This window comes from Streptococcus sp. HF-1907 (genome assembly GCF_015594605.1).
Classification (GTDB): domain Bacteria; phylum Bacillota; class Bacilli; order Lactobacillales; family Streptococcaceae; genus Streptococcus.
In genome coordinates, this window is sequence record NZ_JADNQT010000012.1 from 33,304 (window position 1) to 50,249 (window position 16,946).

Sequence of the window (16,946 nt, forward strand, 5' to 3'; positions counted from 1 at the left end):
TCACACCTCTTTAGTCAAAGCCATGTAAATGTCATTGAGACTTGCCTGGCTATCTCCAAACTCAGATCTCAGCTCTGCCAAATTTCCTACTGCACGAATTTGCCCTTGATGCAAGATGACAAAACGGTCACACATTTTTTCCGCGGAATCGAGAACGTGAGTTGACATAAGAATAGATTTGCCACGCCCTTTTTCCTCAGCAAGCAAAGCGATTAAATCTGAAATAGCTAACGGATCCAGTCCCAAGAAGGGCTCATCAACGATGAAGAGACTAGGGTCCACGATAAAAGCGCAAATAATCATAACCTTCTGCTTCATCCCTTTTGAAAAATTGATGGGAAACCAATCCAACTTATCTGACAAACGGAAGGTTTCCAACAGTTTTTCTGCACGCGCCATGGCATCTGCCACAGGGATATCATAGGCCATAGCCACCGTTTCAAGGTGCTCGCGAAGAGTCAACTCCTCATATAAACTTGGCGTCTCAGGAATAAAGCCAATCTTCTTGCGATAGCCAGCCTGGTCTTCTTGTAGACTAACGCCATCAATGGTAATCTTACCTTGGTAAGGTGTCAAGAGACCGATGACTTCGTTGATGGTGGTTGACTTCCCAGCACCGTTAAGCCCAATTAGACCAAGCAACTCACCGTCTCCCACTTCAAACGAAATATTTTTCAAAACAGGGATATTAACATAGCCCCCTGTAACGTTTTCAACTTTTAACATACTAATTCTCTCTATTTCTGGTATACTTATACTATCTATTATAACAAATTAAGAAAAAGAAGGTAGATTTCAATGAATGATTGTATTTTCTGTAAAATTGTAGCAGGTGAGATTCCCTCATCAAAAGTTTATGAAGACGACCAAGTTTTGGCATTCTTGGATATTTCTCAAACAACACCTGGTCACACACTGCTCATCCCTAAAAGGCACGTCCGCAATGTACTTGAAATGGAGGCTGACCTTGCTAGCACAACCTTCTCACGCCTACCAAAAATCGCTCGCGCCCTTCAAAAAGCTACAAATGCTGTTGGTATGAATATTATCAACAACAACGAAGAAATCGCAGGACAAACTGTTTTCCACGCACACATTCACTTGGTTCCACGCTATGATGAAAAAGATGGCATCAAGATTGAGTACACTGAGCACGAACCTGATTTTGAAGCTCTTGGAAAATTGGCTGCGCAAATTGCTAACGAGGTAGAGGCATGAAGCTAAGTCGCCTACTAGCAGTCGGTGTGGCAGGTTACGCTACTTATCAGGTTTACAAAAACCGTCAGGCTATCAAAGAAGGCCTCCTATCAGCCAAAGAAAGCTCCCAAGCCATCAAAGAAGATGTCAATAATATCAAGGCTAACCTAGCCGTCATCCAAGACCAAAAAGAGCAGCTCAAAGCCATCTCTGAAGACTTGAGCTATAAATTTCGAGTCTTCAATCAGGAAACACAATCACGCTTGGAAGAAATTCATCACACCATGGACAAGTACCAAATGACAACTAATTCTGAAAACTAAAAATCAAGCAGCGAAGAATCGTTGCTTGATTTTTGTTATTTACCGACCTGTCGTTGCATAGTTTTAATCGCTATAGGTCGCGGTTGTTGTCGGTATAAGAAGATGTTGTCTCATTAGAATCATAGGTTGTTGTGTTTCCTTGATTATAATTGTAAGTCTCTGCCGCTGAAGAACTGTAGCTATTATAGTTGTTATAGGTGCTGTAATTTGAACTATAGTCACTATTGCTACCGTAAGATGAGTTTCCAGAAGTTCCTGAACTAGATGAATCAGCTGTATCATAGTCAGTATCAACACTATAACCGTACAAATTTTCATAAAGAACAGCCGTTGTTGATAAATCATCAGACGTGCCCAACGATTTAGACAATTGTTTCTTGATACGATTTTGCACTGTCAACAAATGTTTTGAGGTTACAATTTGATAAGAGGCACCATTAAAAGTAGCATCCTCACCACGTAGTTGGTAGGTTTTAATATTTTTTAATGAATCAGCATAGCCTAGCAAACTTGGAATCGTACTTGATGAAATCTCGATATTGGTTTGCATATTGCCACTAACTGCCGCCAAAATTTTCTTGTAGGAGCTGACACTATCCAAGGCTAGAATTTTTTTCATAACTTTTTGGATAACTTCACGCTGACGCTTTTGACGACCATAGTCTCCCTCGGGGTCATCATAACGCATCCGAGCATAGACCAAAGCCTGCTCACCGTTAATTTTATGCGTTCCCGGTTGAACAACAGCCTGATACTCAGGCTCATGTTCCGAAATGGAAATCGGGAAATCAAAATTATTAGTCACGGTAATACCACCAACAGCTTCAACTAAATCAACCAAGCCCTGCATATTGATTTGCATATAATAATCAATATTGATATCAAGCAAATCCTGAACTGTCATGATGGCCATCTTGGCACCACCAGAAGCGTAAGCTGCATTCAACTTGGCTTCAACACCGTTCATATCATTGCTACTTGGACCAGATAGTTTGATTAAAATATCGCGCTCCAGGCTGGTCATTGTGGTTTTTTTTGTCTTAGGATTGACAGTCACCAAAATCATCGAGTCACTGTTCCCAGACCATTTTGACTTACGTTCTGAAGAACCTGTATCAACCCCCATCAGTAAAATTGAAAAAGGTTTGGTCTGCTGAATAGCCTTACTGGACGTTTTAGAGGTTTTGTAATCTTTAAACGTTTTGGCCAACTCATTGGTTGAAAATTGATAAGCAGAGCCCACATAAGCAAACCCAGCCACAACTGTTGTCACCAAAATAGCTGACAGCATCAATAGAATTTTTTTTCCGATTTTCATCTTAGTATCTTTAATCTATCAATTTACCCATGCGGTAAACATCTAGAAACTCCCCATCTTTTGTTCTTGCCCCTCGTTTTTGGACACCTTCTATCTCAAAACCAAACTTTTCATAAATATGAACCGCGCGTTCGTTTCGCTTTTGAACACTCAGCTCTAACCGACGAATGATTCCAGTCTGCTCAGCCCAATAGATAGCCTCGTCAAGCAAAGTTTGACCGAGTCCATGGTCCCAATAAGATTTACGCACAGCAATAAAAACATCACCAATATGGCGACTACTATCCTGCCACTGAGCATCAACATTCAGAACACCAATAACTTCTTGACCAAGTTTCGCTAGCAAACACAGACGATTTTCTCTCATTGAGCTCAAGTCAATAAAAGCAGCCATGTCCTCAACAGACCAAATCTCGTCATCATTTTTCGTGATAAAGTCAGTCTCTGCCGTGACAGCCATCATTAAGTCCAAGAGACCTTTGGCATCAGCACGACTTGCCTCTTCAAAGCAAACTTCTTGTCCTTGGCTCATTTTTCAAGAGCCTCAACTAGTTCTTCTGACCGTTTGCCATGAGGAATCAATTCTAGACGACGACCCTCGCCTTCTTTACCGATAACAACTTCTAAATAGTCATCCAAGAGGTCTTCGCCGAGCAATTCTCCCCATTCAATAACCGTTACGCCATCACCATAGAGAAAATCATCTAAGTCAATCGAATCAGGATCATCCCCGATGCGGTAAACATCTAAATGGTACAAAGGTAAGCGCCCGTCATACTCACGAACGATGGTGTAGGTCGGGCTCTTAACCATTTGACTAATATCCAAGCCACGCGCAATCCCCTTGGTCAGCGTCGTCTTGCCGGCACCTAAATCACCCGTTAAAACTAGAATATCTTGCACTTCCAGTTGGCGCCCAATACGCTCACCAATCGCAATGAGTTCATTTTCATTTTGACTATAAAACATATTCCCATTATATCAGAATTCCTAGTGTCTTCCAATACTTAACCGAATACATTAAAAAAACAGATAATTAGCCTATCTAAAAAGAGCAGCAAAAAAGAAGCCGAACTTAATCGACTTCTCCGATAAATTTCAATTAAAGAATGGCCAAGCTGACGAAGTTCAAGATGAACAAGATATCCAAAATCCAAAGAATGAAGTGAACATCTTTAGCTTGTCCTTTAAAGATTTTAACCAATGTGTAAGCGATGAAACCAGCAGCAATACCGTAAGTAATGCTGTAAGAGAATCCCATGAAGATTGATGTGAAGAAAGCTGGGATAGCTTCTGCCAAATCATCCCATTTAACAGTCTTAAGGTTTGAAAGCATCATCACACCAACAATGATAAGGATTGGCGCAGTCGCTTGTGTTGGAACGATAGAAACCAATGGACTGAAGAAGCTAGATACTGCAAATAAAGCAGCTACCACAAGAGCTGTCAAACCAGTGCGTCCACCAGCACCAATACCAGCAGCAGATTCAACATAAGTTGTGACGTTTGATGTACCAGCAACGGCACCGATTGTTGTTGCAACAAGGTCAGAATACAAAGCGCGGTCAAGGGCTTTAGACTCATTATTGTCACCAGTTGTAGCGATGATACCAACTTTTTCACCAGTACCAATCAACGTACCGATTGTATCAAAAATATCTGTCAATGAGAAAGCAAGGATTGCCATCAAGACACCTGGAATTCGTGAAGGATCTGAGAACAATGAACCCAAACCTTTGCTACCAAGAGCCACACCAAAGACTTGTTTCAAATCACCAAATGAAGCTGAAAGATTTGTTGCCGCCCAGTTAACTTTTCCAAGGTCAACAACACCCATGAAGATACCAACAACAGTTGTTGCTAGGATAGATAAAATAACACCACCGCGCATTCCACGAACGATGAAGAAAATTGAAATAGCAAGACCAACCAAAGCTAGGATAACACCTGGTGTATTGAAAGCAACCAAACCTGGTGTTGCAGCAGAGCTAGCAGTGATTGAAGCCAAACCTTTAGCTGCACCTTTACCAGCAACAGTGTAAGTACCTGGGTCAACTGAGAATTTCAAGAATCCTGCATTTTTAATTCCGACATAAGCCAAGAAAACACCGATACCAGCTGAAATTGCTGATTTCAAGGTTGTTGGAATAGATTCAATGATCATTTTACGAACCTTAGTTACGGTGATAATCAATGAAATAATCCCACAAATGAAAACCATTGCCAAGGCTTCTTGCCATGTGTAACCCAAGGCAAATACGACTGTGTAAGTGAAAAAGGCATTCAAGCCCATACCTGGTGCTTGTGCGTATGGCAAGTTAGCATAGAAAGCCATCATCAAAGTACCAACAACGGCACCGATAATAGTTGCTAAGAATACACCTTGTGCAGGCATTCCTGTCTGTGCCAACATTGATGGGTTGACAAAGAGGATGTAACTCATAGCAAAGAATGTGGTCAAACCAGCTGTGACCTCAGTACGAACATCTGTTCCATGTTCTTTTAGTTTAAAAAACTTTTCCATCTTAACGTGGATACTCCTTGTAACTAAATAAGAATGATAATGACTTCACGCCCTATCACCTTAAGATATTCCATCGTTTTACGAACGATATGCCTATTTTAACAAATAATCGTTCATTTTTCAATCTCTTTTTTTGAATTTCCTACGTCAGTAAAAATAAGACACATGATTTGTAGAAAAGTAAAGCCCAGTACAAAGTGAACAGCATTCCAACTGACAACTTCTAAAAGTTCTTTGACGACAAGGCTAGGTCTCGTCACAATATCCCATGAATTCAAGCGCGCATAACGTCCAATGTGAATGGCAAAGCTTGAAACGAAGGAAAGTGCAGAAATAAGAAACCAGCGCAGCCATGTATTTTTAATCGGAAATTCTCTCAGCATTATCCGAACGCTCTCCACACCAGAAAAGACACCAAATAAGATGCTAGCAACATAGAGCAAGTACAAAATTAGGCTATAGCGGTCCGTCAAAACGGTCGAGACAAAGTTCATGTGCACAATATCTGTCAGCATGTAAAAAGTGTTGGGATAGAAAAACAGCCAAGCCAGGCTAAAGATATATTTTAAAATTTTTGCAGATATCCGCTGCGCTAACACTGCAAAGTCTAGGGCTAATAGCGCTAGGAACATATTCCAAATTAAATCTGGCCCCGTCAGCTGATAATACTGAATACCAGCTGCTATTATTACAAAAAATAAGTGAATCATTGCTAATTTTTTCGTCATAGGACACCTCCTTTATTCTTATATTCTACAATTTTCTATAGAAATTAGCAGAATCTAGCTCTGTTCTAGCAAAAAAGCCTGACATAATTGCCAGACTTTCTATCAGTCATCCCCCAATAAAACAGCAAGCATGACCTGAATAGCACTCAAACCAATCATAAAGGGCATATTTGACACACTAAAATTGGCAACTAACTGTTCAAAATAGTTAGCCGGACTTTGGATGAAAGCCTGCCAACCTAAATCACTTGTCCGTCCAAGGTAGAGAGTGAAACTAGCTAAAATAGCAACCAAGAGAATCACACTCAACTGGGTATAAATGTTCAATTTAAAACTTTTTAAAATCAGCTGCAAACTCAAAGTCCCTGCAATGAGCGTAAAGAGTAAGCAAGCCATATAGACCATAAAAGCGCTCATAGCACCTGAAGTCCAAATACCCTCACCGCCCCAAGATGTATCAGCTGCAGTCATGATTCCCTTGAAAGTTCTTGGATAGAAAAATAACCAAACCAAGACTGCCAAAAGACGAAATGCTACATTTTGAGTATAAAAGGCGATAAAACCAGTCTCCAAGGCCACCATTCCTACCAGCAACATTTCCATTAAACCTGTCACACTAGGCTGATAATACCACATTCCCATGAAAATAAAAAATGCAAAAATATGCGCAAAAATAATCTTATGCATAAAACACCCGAACCTCTCATTTTTACAGACAATATTATACCATATAAGAGCAGTCAAATTAATGGCTTTTTCATTTAAATTGGCGCTTGTTTCTGATATAATGAGGAACATGACAAAGAAAATGATTGCAATTGATTTAGATGGGACACTCCTTCGCGGTGACAATACCATCTCTGATTACACTGTTGATACTATCAAGAAAATTCAAGCCAAAGGGCACAAAGTTATTATTGCGACCGGACGTCCTTACCGCATGGCGCTTGACCACTACCGTCGTCTGGAACTTGAAACACCCATGATTAACTTCAACGGCGCCCTCACTCACCTTCCAGAGAAAAAATGGGAATTTGAGCACAGCGTTACCATTGACAAAAACTACCTCCTTGAAACACTCAAATTGGATGACATGACCGAGGCTGATTTTGTTGCCAGCGAATACCGCAAAAATTTCTATATCACCATGGAAAATCGCAATCGAATCAATCCTGAACTTTTTGGTGTCGAAAAAATCACAGATAAGATGGCACTTGATGTGGCTAAAGTCACTCGCAACCCCAATGCCCTTCTCATGCAGACGCGCCACGAAGATAAATATGCCCTCGCTGATGAAATGCGCAAACACTTCAATCACGAGCTTGAAATTGATTCCTGGGGCGGACCACTTAATATTTTAGAATTTTCACCTAAAGGTGTTAATAAGGCTTATGCACTCTCCTATCTCCTCAAGGCTCTAAACATATCTAAAGAGCAACTTATCGCATTTGGAGATGAACATAATGATACCGAGATGCTACAACTTGCCCACACTGGCTATGCCATGAAAAATGCCAGCCAAATTCTTCTTCCATACGCTGATAAACAAGTTCAATGGACAAATGAAGAGGACGGCGTTGCCAAACAACTAGAGGAACTTTTCCTTTAACATCATATCGCTACTTGAGATTGAGATTTTTTCTCAATCTTTTTTAATACTATAGATAATTTCTTTTATATAGTAGAAAAAATTTCTTACGGAGGTTATATATCATATATTTAACACAAATTTCTGAAAATTCTATCAGCTTTTATAATATTTTCTTTAAAATGGGGTTGCTTTTTTTCTGAAAACGTTTTACAATATACTTGTTCTTAATTTCCTTGAAATGAAAAAGAATGGCCAAGCAATTGGAAGGAGATTATTCTTTTTCATGTCAACGAAAAATATTTTATAGGAGGAAGAACAAGAATGGGTATCGGTATTATTATTGCCAGCCACGGTAAATTCGCTGAAGGCATCCATCAATCAGGTTCTATGATTTTTGGTGACCAAGAGAAAGTTCAAGTTGTCACTTTCATGCCAAACGAAGGACCAGACGATTTGTATGGGCACTTCAACGATGCTATCGCACAATTCGATGCTGATGATGAAATCCTCGTTCTAGCTGACCTTTGGAGTGGTTCTCCATTTAACCAAGCTAGTCGCGTCATGGGTGAAAATCCTGACCGCAAGATGGCAATCATCACAGGTCTTAACTTGCCAATGCTTATTCAAGCCTACACTGAGCGTATGATGGACGCCAATGCAGGTGTTGAACAAGTTGCCGCAAACATTATCAAGGAATCCAAAGATGGTGTTAAAGCCCTTCCTGAAGAGCTTAACCCAGCTGAGGAAGCTAGCACTCCAGTTGCGCAAGCTGCAGTACATCAAGGTGCTATTCCAGAAGGAACTGTCATCGGTGACGGTAAACTCAAAATCAATCTTGCTCGTGTGGACACTCGTCTTCTTCACGGACAAGTTGCAACAGGTTGGACACCAGCTTCTAAAGCTGATCGTATCATCGTTGCATCTGATACAGTTGCCAAAGATGACTTGCGTAAGAGCTTGATCAAACAAGCTGCGCCAAACGGTGTCAAAGCTAACGTTGTTCCAATCAAGAAATTGATCGAAGTTGCTAAAGACCCACGTATGGGTGGCACACACGCTCTTATCCTTTTCGAAACACCTCAAGAAGCTCTTGAAGCTATCGAAGGTGGCGTGCCAATTACAGAATTGAACGTTGGTTCAATGGCTCACTCAACAGGTAAAACAATGGTTAACAACGTTTTGTCAATGGACAAAGATGACGTTGCTACTTTTGAAAAATTGCGTGACCTTGGCGTTAAATTTGACGTCCGTAAAGTACCAAACGATTCTAAGAAAGACTTGTTTGAACTTATTAACAAAGCAAACGTTCAATAAGTGCGTAGCATAATGGACGCTAAAGCGTCTCAGTATGCTACGCTAGCCGTTATTGCGGACTAGCTACCCCACTAGATTTTTAACTTTCATATTATCGATGAAAGTTAAAAATCGTCGTAACTCTATCGATAGTTACGACTCTGGTTCATTGAAAACTCAACTCATAAAACGAAAGGAACTAGAATAATGTCAGTTATTTCTATGATTTTAGTCGTTGTTGTTGCCTTCTTTGCTGGTCTTGAAGGTATCCTCGACCAATTCCAATTCCACCAACCACTTGTTGCATGTACTCTTATCGGTCTTGTAACTGGTCACCTCGAAGCAGGTATTATCCTTGGTGGTACACTTCAAATGATCGCCCTTGGTTGGGCTAACATCGGTGCTGCCGTTGCACCGGATGCTGCACTTGCTTCAGTTGCATCTGCTATCATCATGGTTCAAGGTGGAGACTTCACAAACAAAGGTATCAGTTTTGCCTATACAACTGCTATACCACTTGCTGTTGCTGGTCTTTTCCTTACAATGATCGTTCGTACAGTTTCAGTTGGTTTGGTTCACGGTGCCGATGCTGCTGCTAAAGAAGGTAACATCGCTGCTGTAGAACGCACTCACTTGATTGCCCTTGTCCTTCAAGGTCTTCGTATCGCTATCCCTGCTGCACTTCTTCTCGCAGTTCCAACATCAGTAGTGCAAGGTGTTCTTAACGCTATGCCTGCTTGGTTGTCAGGTGGTATGGCCGTTGGTGGTGGTATGGTTGTTGCCGTTGGTTATGCAATGGTTATCAACATGATGGCTACTCGTGAGGTATGGCCATTCTTCGCACTTGGTTTTGCACTTGCTGCCCTTTCTAAACTTACACTTATTGCAATGGGTACTATCGGTGTTGCTATCGCCTTCATCTACATCAACCTTTCTAAACAAGGTGGTAATGGTGGCGGTTCTGCTAGCAGCGGTTCTGGCGACCCAATCGGCGACATCTTGGAAGACTACTAGAAGGGAGCATTACCATGGCTGAAAAAATTCAATTAAGCAAATCAGATCGTCAAAAAGTTTGGTGGCGTTCAACATTCCTTCAAGGTTCTTGGAACTATGAACGTATGCAAAACTTAGGTTGGGCTTATGCACTCGTCCCAGCGATTAAAAAACTTTACACAACTAAAGAAGACCAAGCTGCTGCGCTTGAACGTCACTTGGAATTCTTCAATACTCACCCATACGTAGCCGCTCCTATTCTTGGTGTTACACTTGCCCTTGAAGAAGAAAAAGCTAACGGTGCTGAAATCGATAACACTGCTATTCAAGGTGTTAAAATCGGTATGATGGGGCCTCTTGCCGGTATCGGTGATCCAGTTTTCTGGTTTACAGTACGTCCTATCCTTGGTGCCCTCGGTGCTTCACTTGCTATGGCAGGTAACATCATGGGACCAATCCTCTTCTTCGTTCTTTGGAACCTCATCCGTATGTCCTTCTTGTGGTACGCTCAAGAATTTGGTTACAAAGCTGGTTCTGAAATCACAAAAGACATGTCAGGTGGTATCCTTCAAGACATCACTAAAGGTGCTTCAATCCTTGGTATGTTCATCATCGCCGTTCTTGTTGAACGTTGGGTAAGTATTTCATTTACTGTTGGGCTCCCCTCTAAGACCTTGTCTAAAGGTGCTTACATCGAATTCCCTAAAGGAAATGTTACTGGACAACAATTGCACGACATTCTTGGTCAAGTAAATAGCGGTCTTGGACTTGATAAAATGCAAGCACAAACCCTTCAAGGTCAATTGGATGCCCTTATCCCAGGTTTGATGGGTCTTCTCCTTACATTCCTATGTATGTGGTTGCTTAAGAAAAAAGTTTCTCCAATCACAATCATCATCGGCTTGTTCATCGTGGGTATCGCAGCTCGTTTCTTCGGAATCATGTAATAAGCTATATAAAAAGGAGGGAAACCTCCTTTTTTTTGATATAATAGATGTTAACAAAACAACTTTAAAGGAGCTTAAATGGTACAATCAATTAACAGCACTGTTGAGTTGACAACAACTGGCGTCTCTTATCTCGGTATGGGAGGTAAGGTTGGCAAATTTATGCTTGGTGATAAAGGACTTGAATTTTTCAATGATAAAAATGTTGCTGACTACATCCAAATTCCTTGGACATCTATCAATCAGATTGGTGCAAATGTTTCTGGAAAGAAAATCAGCCGTCATTTCGAAATCTTTACCGATCAAGGTAAATTCCTTTTTGCTTCAAAGGATTCCGGAAAAATTCTCAAAATCGCTCGTCAGCATATTGGCAATGACAAAGTTATCAAATTACCGACCCTCATCCAAACTATCGCAAGCAAATTAAAACGTAAATAAAGTCTTCATCGCCAATGAAGGCTTCTTTTTGTGATGTATCCATTCGTAGAGCTACAAATGCTTATTGCAGAGCTGCAATTCCCTATTGTCAGGCTACAATTAGGTTTTGCAGACATGATTTGAGCAATTGTAGGGCTACACAGACCTTTTGCAGATCGATTTAGTCATTTGTAAACCTACAAATAAATCTGGCAGGAATGAATTTTCCCATTATAGACCTACAAATAGGATTCGCAAAACTGAATTAACTAGTTGTTCATGTACAACGAAGTGATTCTAGCTAGTTTGACTAACTGTTTATTGACAATGAGATGATTCTATCAGATTCAACTTATCGCTCTAACAACGAACCAATTCTAATAAAATCAACTCATTCGTTCGCAACAAAATCAGGATTTCATTTACTTTTAGGTCATTTTTTTGTATAATAACATCAACGGATAAGTAATTAGCCATACTTTTTCAGAAAATCTGCGGTCGCTGTGAGCAGATAAGGATTGCTAGTGAAATTCTACCGTGGCATAATTGGAGAAATAATTAAGTGCACAGGATGTGAAGCTGGATGGAACCGCGCAGGAGCGCTCCAGCAATCGACATGCTGTGTTTTTTTCATAACTAGGGAGGACTTGATGATAAAAATCATTGTTCATGCATTTGCAGAAACTGAAAAAGCTGTTGTAGAAGTGCTTTTCGCTTCTGCTGATGAAGAGGCTGTGCTTGCTAAAATGATAGATTTTCAAAAATCTTATCCTGAGGACTACCTAGCCATTTATGACCTACCACTTGATTGCGACTTGGCTAATCTCCCCCACTATCCATCTGTGGAAATTGGCAAGGACGACTTCAAGTAACATCTTACTATTGCTTTTAACTTTATCTATTTTTGGAGGAAATTTATGTTAGACCTTAAACGTATCCGCAATGATTTTGACACCGTTGCTGCAAAATTGGCCAACCGTGGCGTTGCACAAGAGACTTTGGCTGAATTGAAAGAGCTTGACGAAAAACGTCGTAGCTTGCTTGTCAAATCAGAAGAATCAAAGGCTGAACGTAATGTGGCTTCTGCTGCTATCGCTCAAGCAAAACGCAACAAAGAAAATGCTGATGGACAAATCGCAGCTATGCAAAAATTGTCAGCAGAAATCAAGGCTATCGACAATGAATTAGCTGAACTTGACGACAAAGTGACTGGCTTCATCACAACTTTGCCAAACATTCCTGCTGAAGATGTTCCTGTCGGTGCTGACGAAGATGAAAACGTTGAAGTCCGTCGTTGGGGAACTCCTCGCAAATTTGACTTTGACATCAAAGCCCACTGGGACCTTGGGGAAGACCTCGACATTCTTGACTGGGAACGCGGTGCTAAAGTCACTGGTTCACGTTTCCTCTTCTACAAAGGACTTGGTGCTCGCCTAGAACGTGCTATCTACAACTTCATGCTTGATGAGCACGCCAAAGAAGGCTACACTGAAATGATTACCCCTTACATGGTTAATCGCGACTCAATGTTTGGTACTGGTCAATATCCTAAATTCAAAGAAGATACCTTTGAAATCAACGACGAAGAACGTCCATACGTCCTTATCCCAACAGCTGAAGTGCCTTTGACAAACTACTACCGCGGAGAAATCTTGGACGGCAAAGACTTGCCAATCTACTTCACAGCCATGAGTCCATCATTCCGTTCAGAAGCTGGTTCAGCAGGACGTGACACACGTGGTTTGATTCGTTTGCACCAATTCCACAAGGTTGAAATGGTCAAATTTGCCAAACCAGAAGAATCATACGACGAACTTGAAAAAATGGTTACTAACGCTGAAAACATTCTTCAAAAACTAGAATTGCCATACCGCGTCATCACTTTGTGTACTGGCGATATGGGCTTCTCAGCTGCTAAAACTTATGACTTAGAAGTTTGGATTCCAGCTCAAAACACTTACCGTGAAATTTCTTCATGTTCAAACACTGAAGATTTCCAAGCTCGTCGCGCACAAATTCGTTACCGTGATGAAGCTGACGGCAAAGTGAAATTGCTCCACACCCTCAATGGTTCAGGGCTTGCCGTTGGACGTACTGTTGCAGCAATTCTTGAAAACTACCAAAACGAAGATGGTTCCGTGACAATTCCAGAAGTCCTTCGTCCATACATGGGCGGTGCTAAAGTCATCAAACCTAACTAGAATAAGAAAAAAGATTAGTCGACACGATTCAAAGGTGTCAACTAATCTTTTTAGTTTATCCTAAACTCTAAAGTCACTGGCTGGTGGTCGCTGTGAGCAAAGTGGTTGTCCAAGATTGAGATGGCTGTCGCCGTCACATTTTTTGATAGGATAAAGCCGTCAATAGTACCTGTCGTTGTTGTTTTAGGATTATAAGGCTCATTGATATTGCGGACGGTTGCTGTATTGGGAGCGACAATCCTGAGATTACTCGGCAGTTTTTGACTCGGAAAAGCCTTCATCCAGGTTAATTCATTATGAACCTGACCTTTCAAAACATGATTATAATCTCCGCCACAAATCACATAATTGCCTTTCTTAGCTTCCTTGTCTAGGTAAGTAAATAACTTATGCAGCTGGGCTTCTTGAATGATCTGATTTCTGATATAGGCTGAAAGGTGCACATTGACCAGAACTAATTCTTTTCCCGTCGCAGTCGTAAAGCGATTGACCGAAAAAGCACGGTCCAAGTCGAAAAACTTATTAAAATTAGTCTCAATAGGTAACTGATAACGCTTGGCTGATGTCAAATGGTACTTGGACAAAGTCAGCAGGCCAGATTTTGCCTGTCCGATAGGATTTGTCACTGGGTAGAAAAGATAAGCTGAATCGTAATTTTGTGCAAAGCTGGACGCATCATTTGGATTATGCTTTTGAAAATAGGCGACTTCATTCACTTCTTGCGAACGATTGCCACTGACATCCACTTCCTGCAAAAGCGTAAAATCAGATTTTAGCTGTGATAACAGCTTTTGGTCATTGGTAAGCGCCTTTTGAACCGATTCTCGACTCCTTGCCCTAACCTCTTTGCCACCGTCCATAAAAAAGGAAAAATCAGCTGGATAAGAGCCGTAGCCGATATTAAAAGTTGTTACCTTGTAAGTCTGTCCCTGTTGGACTAGCTTTCCTTGATTATTATTAACGGTCAGTTTTTGCTGGTCTGGCAAGCGGTGATATTGGAGGTAAACATAGGACATGTAAGCTCCTACTACCATTCCAACAGCAATGACCACTCCCAGAAGGGTTAGTAAACTTCTTTTAAGAATCTTTTTCATGAGCGGTTAGCCACCTCATAGTAGGGCATGACAAGGTCAAAACCGTGAAGAAGTTCCTGCAAGAGGTCGTCTAATTCTTGACTTGCTGACATGGGAATATCGTATTTGACCAGTACTTTTCTGACGCTTCCTTCAGCAAGCGCCTTTTGTAGCGCTAGCCGATTAGCCTCTGTTCCAGCTTGACGATGACTGACACCATCTACTTGCACAAAATAATATAAAGGCTCTGCTATTGGCTGCGCCAAAACCTTTCCCTGCTTAGCAAGTGTCGTCTCTGACTTTTTACGCTCGATGAAGCTGACCTCGACACTGACACCAAAGTCATCCTTTTGACCGTAGAGGCGAATGGCTAGCGCGACATCATCAGGGGCGTCCGTAGGTTTATGATAGTAGGCCCAAAAATGCGGACGCCCAATCTGAGCTTGGTTAGCCCAGTTGCTGACGCGGTCCATCTCAAAGGGACTTAGACGCTTCTCCAATTCCTTAGCTAAAAGCGTAAAAGCCTGTCTCGCCTTTTGCCCTGAAGCCTTGAAAGTTTCCATTTCACTAGCAAGATTGCCTGCTTTTTCTGGCTTGATGTATTTCATGCCTTGATAGGCTAGATAATCGTTGAGTTCTTGATACATAGTGACCTCCATAAATCCATTATAACAAAAAAGCCCTTAGTGGGCTTAGGTTTAATATTTTCTAAATCGTTGGTAACGTTGTTCCAACAAGTCATCAATAGATAGTTGAGATAGCTTTTCCAACTCTTCGATTAAATTCGTTTTAATCATGTCAACAATTTCACTTGAAAAGTAGCCATGTTCAGGAATGACCTTGTCAACGACTTGCATGTTAAGCAATTCACCTGCAGTAATTTTCATCAACTCTGCAGCTTCTGTTGCACGAGTACCGTCTTTCCAAAGGATTGACGCGAAGCCTTCTGGACTAAGAACAGCATACATGGTGTGCTCCAACATCCATACCTTGTCCGCCACTCCAAGCGCAAGCGCACCACCAGAACCACCTTCTCCGATGATAATGGCAATAATTGGCACCTTGAGGTCGCTCATTTCTAGCAAGTTACGAGCGATAGCTTCACCCTGCCCCCGCTCTTCAGCACCGACACCGGGATAAGCACCAGCAGTATTGATAAAGGTAATAACGGGACGACCAAACTTCTCAGCCTGTTTCATTAAGCGCAACGCCTTACGGTAACCCTCTGGATGAGGTTGCCCAAAATTACGATATAAATTATCTTGGAGATTTTTCCCCTTTTGAATGCCAATGACAGTCACGGGACGACCTTGCAGACGGGCAATGCCACCGACAATAGCACCATCATCCGCAAATTGACGATCTCCATGCAACTCCATAAAATCGTCAAAAATCAAATCCGCATAATCTAAGGTAGTCAAACGCCCTTGATCACGCGCTTCTTTTAAAATACGAGCGACATCACTCATTTGACACCTCCATGAAATGCAACTAGCTCTGCAATTGTATCACGCAAGTCTGTTCGTTTGACAATGACATCGACAAAGCCATGTTCCAACAAGAACTCAGCCTTTTGGAAATCTTCTGGCAAATCCTCACGGACCGTTGTTTCAATAACGCGACGACCTGCAAAGCCAACCAAGGCCTGCGGTTCTGCTAGGATAATATCACCTTCCATAGCAAAACTTGCGGTTACTCCGCCAGTTGTCGGGTCAGTCAAGATTGTCAAATAGAAAAGATCTGCATTTGAATGACGCTTAACAGCAGCCGAGACTTTTGCCATCTGCATCAAGCTCATAATTCCCTCTTGCATACGGGCACCGCCAGAGGCTGTAAATATAACGACTGGCAGAGCTTTTTCAGTAGCAAGTTCGAATAAACGCGTCAGCTTTTCACCAACGACAGTCCCCATAGATGCCATGATAAAGTGTGAATCCATGATAGCAAGCGCAATTTCTTGCCCCTTAACCTTGGCAAGACCAGTCATAACTGCTTCGTCTAGACCAGTTTTTTCGCGAGTAGCCACCAATTTATCTACATATCCAGGAAATTTCAAAGGATTTTTGGTTTCAATACCTGTGAAAAGTTCTTCAAAACTGCCTTCATCCACCGTTAGGCAAAGACGCTCCTGAGCTGAAATACGGAAATTGTAAGAACAAGCTGGACAAATCTTAGCGGGGCCTAAGTCTTTTTGATAAATCATGTGCTTGCAAGCTGGACACTTGGCAAATAATTCATCTGGAACCTCTGGAACTTCACGTGGTTCAGTTTGCTTGAGAGATTTATTAGGATTGATACGAATATACTTATCTTTTTTGCTAAATAAAGCCATTCTGTCCTC

At 41.5% G+C, this 16,946-nt stretch carries 20 protein-coding genes; 9 read left to right on the top strand and 11 right to left on the bottom strand.

Annotated elements, in window-relative coordinates:
• The gene (locus tag IYQ92_RS07240; protein ID WP_195676041.1) at positions 1-726 is read right to left on the bottom strand and encodes an ABC transporter ATP-binding protein; all 726 of its coding nucleotides are present in this window, start codon (positions 724-726) and stop codon (positions 1-3) included.
• A 72-nt stretch (positions 727-798) separates the two neighbouring features.
• On the opposite strand from IYQ92_RS07240, the gene IYQ92_RS07245 reads away from it, so the two are divergent.
• Together IYQ92_RS07245 and IYQ92_RS07250 are read left to right on the top strand one after the other, a co-directional pair.
• Positions 799-1,218, top strand: a complete 420-nt coding sequence (locus IYQ92_RS07245) for an HIT family protein (RefSeq protein ID WP_195676042.1) — start codon at positions 799-801, stop codon at positions 1,216-1,218.
• Complete coding sequence (locus IYQ92_RS07250; RefSeq protein ID WP_195676043.1) at positions 1,215-1,520, top strand: chemotaxis protein; 306 nt, start codon at positions 1,215-1,217, stop codon at positions 1,518-1,520. Before IYQ92_RS07245 ends, IYQ92_RS07250 begins: the two co-directional genes overlap by 4 nt.
• A 70-nt stretch (positions 1,521-1,590) precedes the next feature.
• Here the strand turns inward: IYQ92_RS07250 and brpA are convergent, their stop codons facing one another.
• From brpA to IYQ92_RS07280, 6 genes are all read right to left on the bottom strand, one after another.
• On the bottom strand, positions 1,591-2,838 hold the full coding sequence (gene brpA, locus IYQ92_RS07255) for a biofilm formation/cell division transcriptional regulator BrpA (protein WP_195676044.1): 1,248 nt from the start codon (positions 2,836-2,838) through the stop codon (positions 1,591-1,593).
• 10 nt (positions 2,839-2,848) lie between these two features.
• Entirely contained in the window at positions 2,849-3,370 is a 522-nt protein-coding gene (locus IYQ92_RS07260) for a GNAT family N-acetyltransferase (protein WP_195676045.1), read from the bottom strand.
• Positions 3,367-3,807, bottom strand: a complete 441-nt coding sequence (gene tsaE, locus IYQ92_RS07265) for a tRNA (adenosine(37)-N6)-threonylcarbamoyltransferase complex ATPase subunit type 1 TsaE (protein ID WP_195676046.1) — start codon at positions 3,805-3,807, stop codon at positions 3,367-3,369. The genes IYQ92_RS07260 and tsaE overlap by 4 nt, the downstream gene beginning before the upstream one ends.
• 133 nt (positions 3,808-3,940) lie before the next feature.
• The gene (locus tag IYQ92_RS07270; RefSeq protein WP_195676047.1) at positions 3,941-5,362 is read right to left on the bottom strand and encodes an NCS2 family permease; all 1,422 of its coding nucleotides are present in this window, start codon (positions 5,360-5,362) and stop codon (positions 3,941-3,943) included.
• Between the two features lie 113 nt (positions 5,363-5,475).
• Positions 5,476-6,090 carry a DUF1361 domain-containing protein gene (locus tag IYQ92_RS07275; RefSeq protein WP_195676048.1) on the bottom strand — a complete coding sequence of 205 codons (615 nt, stop codon included), beginning with the start codon at positions 6,088-6,090 and terminating at the stop codon, positions 5,476-5,478.
• Positions 6,091-6,192: 102 nt separating this feature from the next.
• Positions 6,193-6,777, bottom strand: a complete 585-nt coding sequence (locus IYQ92_RS07280) for a DUF1361 domain-containing protein (RefSeq protein WP_195676049.1) — start codon at positions 6,775-6,777, stop codon at positions 6,193-6,195.
• Between the two features lie 109 nt (positions 6,778-6,886).
• On the opposite strand from IYQ92_RS07280, the gene IYQ92_RS07285 reads away from it, so the two are divergent.
• From IYQ92_RS07285 to serS, 7 genes are all read left to right on the top strand, one after another.
• Positions 6,887-7,699 carry a Cof-type HAD-IIB family hydrolase gene (locus IYQ92_RS07285; protein WP_195676050.1) on the top strand — a complete coding sequence of 271 codons (813 nt, stop codon included), beginning with the start codon at positions 6,887-6,889 and terminating at the stop codon, positions 7,697-7,699.
• Positions 7,700-8,002: 303 nt separating this feature from the next.
• Positions 8,003-8,995, top strand: coding sequence for a PTS sugar transporter subunit IIB (locus IYQ92_RS07290; RefSeq protein WP_195676051.1), 993 nt, complete (start codon positions 8,003-8,005; stop codon positions 8,993-8,995).
• A 186-nt stretch (positions 8,996-9,181) separates the two neighbouring features.
• Positions 9,182-9,988 (top strand): PTS mannose/fructose/sorbose transporter subunit IIC, encoded by an 807-nt coding sequence (locus tag IYQ92_RS07295; RefSeq protein WP_195676052.1) that lies wholly within the window; start codon positions 9,182-9,184, stop codon positions 9,986-9,988.
• Positions 9,989-10,002: 14 nt separating this feature from the next.
• Positions 10,003-10,914 (top strand): PTS system mannose/fructose/sorbose family transporter subunit IID, encoded by a 912-nt coding sequence (locus tag IYQ92_RS07300; protein ID WP_195676053.1) that lies wholly within the window; start codon positions 10,003-10,005, stop codon positions 10,912-10,914.
• 78 nt (positions 10,915-10,992) lie between these two features.
• Complete coding sequence (locus IYQ92_RS07305; RefSeq protein WP_195676054.1) at positions 10,993-11,352, top strand: DUF956 family protein; 360 nt, start codon at positions 10,993-10,995, stop codon at positions 11,350-11,352.
• A gap of 629 nt (positions 11,353-11,981) precedes the next feature.
• Positions 11,982-12,203 carry a phosphoribosylaminoimidazole carboxylase gene (locus IYQ92_RS07310; RefSeq protein WP_195676055.1) on the top strand — a complete coding sequence of 74 codons (222 nt, stop codon included), beginning with the start codon at positions 11,982-11,984 and terminating at the stop codon, positions 12,201-12,203.
• 45 nt (positions 12,204-12,248) lie between these two features.
• Positions 12,249-13,532 carry a serine--tRNA ligase gene (serS, locus tag IYQ92_RS07315; protein WP_195676056.1) on the top strand — a complete coding sequence of 428 codons (1,284 nt, stop codon included), beginning with the start codon at positions 12,249-12,251 and terminating at the stop codon, positions 13,530-13,532.
• 50 nt (positions 13,533-13,582) lie between these two features.
• Here the strand turns inward: serS and IYQ92_RS07320 are convergent, their stop codons facing one another.
• Genes IYQ92_RS07320 through accD form a run of 4 tightly spaced genes read right to left on the bottom strand, consistent with a single transcriptional unit; the run spans position 13,583 to position 16,937 of the window.
• Entirely contained in the window at positions 13,583-14,626 is a 1,044-nt protein-coding gene (locus IYQ92_RS07320) for an endonuclease/exonuclease/phosphatase family protein (protein ID WP_195676057.1), read from the bottom strand.
• The gene (locus IYQ92_RS07325) at positions 14,623-15,252 is read right to left on the bottom strand and encodes a ribonuclease P (RefSeq protein WP_195676058.1); all 630 of its coding nucleotides are present in this window, start codon (positions 15,250-15,252) and stop codon (positions 14,623-14,625) included. Before IYQ92_RS07325 ends, IYQ92_RS07320 begins: the two co-directional genes overlap by 4 nt.
• A gap of 51 nt (positions 15,253-15,303) precedes the next feature.
• A complete protein-coding gene (locus IYQ92_RS07330) occupies positions 15,304-16,074 on the bottom strand; it encodes an acetyl-CoA carboxylase carboxyl transferase subunit alpha (RefSeq protein ID WP_195676059.1) in 771 nt (256 codons plus the stop codon).
• Positions 16,071-16,937 (bottom strand): acetyl-CoA carboxylase, carboxyltransferase subunit beta, encoded by an 867-nt coding sequence (gene accD / locus IYQ92_RS07335; protein ID WP_195676060.1) that lies wholly within the window; start codon positions 16,935-16,937, stop codon positions 16,071-16,073. Before accD ends, IYQ92_RS07330 begins: the two co-directional genes overlap by 4 nt.
• Positions 16,938-16,946: the final 9 nt, after the last annotated feature.

Bases quoted from the DNA above. Each gene is read 5' to 3' on its own strand.
- IYQ92_RS07240 (WP_195676041.1), bottom strand. From the start codon at position 726: ATGTTAAAAGTTGAAAACGTTACAGGGGGCTATGTTAATATCCCTGTT.
- IYQ92_RS07245 (WP_195676042.1), top strand. From the start codon at position 799: ATGAATGATTGTATTTTCTGTAAAATTGTAGCAGGTGAGATTCCCTCA.
- IYQ92_RS07250 (WP_195676043.1), top strand. From the start codon at position 1,215: ATGAAGCTAAGTCGCCTACTAGCAGTCGGTGTGGCAGGTTACGCTACT.
- brpA (WP_195676044.1), bottom strand. From the start codon at position 2,838: ATGAAAATCGGAAAAAAAATTCTATTGATGCTGTCAGCTATTTTGGTG.
- IYQ92_RS07260 (WP_195676045.1), bottom strand. From the start codon at position 3,370: ATGAGCCAAGGACAAGAAGTTTGCTTTGAAGAGGCAAGTCGTGCTGAT.
- tsaE (WP_195676046.1), bottom strand. From the start codon at position 3,807: ATGTTTTATAGTCAAAATGAAAATGAACTCATTGCGATTGGTGAGCGT.
- IYQ92_RS07270 (WP_195676047.1), bottom strand. From the start codon at position 5,362: ATGGAAAAGTTTTTTAAACTAAAAGAACATGGAACAGATGTTCGTACT.
- IYQ92_RS07275 (WP_195676048.1), bottom strand. From the start codon at position 6,090: ATGACGAAAAAATTAGCAATGATTCACTTATTTTTTGTAATAATAGCA.
- IYQ92_RS07280 (WP_195676049.1), bottom strand. From the start codon at position 6,777: ATGCATAAGATTATTTTTGCGCATATTTTTGCATTTTTTATTTTCATG.
- IYQ92_RS07285 (WP_195676050.1), top strand. From the start codon at position 6,887: ATGACAAAGAAAATGATTGCAATTGATTTAGATGGGACACTCCTTCGC.
- IYQ92_RS07290 (WP_195676051.1), top strand. From the start codon at position 8,003: ATGGGTATCGGTATTATTATTGCCAGCCACGGTAAATTCGCTGAAGGC.
- IYQ92_RS07295 (WP_195676052.1), top strand. From the start codon at position 9,182: ATGTCAGTTATTTCTATGATTTTAGTCGTTGTTGTTGCCTTCTTTGCT.
- IYQ92_RS07300 (WP_195676053.1), top strand. From the start codon at position 10,003: ATGGCTGAAAAAATTCAATTAAGCAAATCAGATCGTCAAAAAGTTTGG.
- IYQ92_RS07305 (WP_195676054.1), top strand. From the start codon at position 10,993: ATGGTACAATCAATTAACAGCACTGTTGAGTTGACAACAACTGGCGTC.
- IYQ92_RS07310 (WP_195676055.1), top strand. From the start codon at position 11,982: ATGATAAAAATCATTGTTCATGCATTTGCAGAAACTGAAAAAGCTGTT.
- serS (WP_195676056.1), top strand. From the start codon at position 12,249: ATGTTAGACCTTAAACGTATCCGCAATGATTTTGACACCGTTGCTGCA.
- IYQ92_RS07320 (WP_195676057.1), bottom strand. From the start codon at position 14,626: ATGAAAAAGATTCTTAAAAGAAGTTTACTAACCCTTCTGGGAGTGGTC.
- IYQ92_RS07325 (WP_195676058.1), bottom strand. From the start codon at position 15,252: ATGTATCAAGAACTCAACGATTATCTAGCCTATCAAGGCATGAAATAC.
- IYQ92_RS07330 (WP_195676059.1), bottom strand. From the start codon at position 16,074: ATGAGTGATGTCGCTCGTATTTTAAAAGAAGCGCGTGATCAAGGGCGT.
- accD (WP_195676060.1), bottom strand. From the start codon at position 16,937: ATGGCTTTATTTAGCAAAAAAGATAAGTATATTCGTATCAATCCTAAT.